The organism is Pseudomonas tremae (assembly GCF_001401155.1).
Classification (GTDB): domain Bacteria; phylum Pseudomonadota; class Gammaproteobacteria; order Pseudomonadales; family Pseudomonadaceae; genus Aquipseudomonas; species Aquipseudomonas tremae.
Genome location: NZ_LJRO01000402.1, coordinates 1 through 405, shown reverse-complemented (window position 1 = coordinate 405; position 405 = coordinate 1). Strand labels below are relative to the sequence as shown.

Below are 405 nucleotides of genomic sequence, written 5' to 3'. Positions count from 1 at the left end.
GTCTGCGCAATCGGCAGAATCGAAGAAATTTTCCATCGTTTTTGTACCGGCCACCGAGTTTCAGGAAACGACGCAATGGGCCAGCTTCGGACCGTTCAAGCTCGACAGCGAAGAGTTGCCGTTCTGGCACCTGATGCTTTGGCTGGTACCGGCCGGTGTTGTCGTATTGCTGCTGATTATTGCGCTGCTGCTGCGCAGTGACTGGCGTGCCGCGCTGCTTCGTCGGATCGGGTTCGGCGCGCGGAGTCGCTCAACCGTACCGGCGCGTGCCTGATGGAGCTGATTGCCGAGGACCACTGGGTTCAATGGTGGTGCAACCCCTGGCAGTTTGCGCATCCGGACTGGCAAAGCCGTTTTGCCTTGAACTGCGGCCTGACACTCAGTGACTGTGATGGGCTGATAGCC

1 pseudogene is annotated in these 405 nt (G+C 59.0%); it reads left to right on the top strand.

Going from position 1 to position 405, the window contains the following annotated elements:
* A pseudogene (locus ALO43_RS22585) lies at positions 1 to 274 on the top strand (type III secretion system inner membrane ring lipoprotein SctJ); the annotation flags it as partial.
* Positions 275 to 405: the final 131 nt, after the last annotated feature.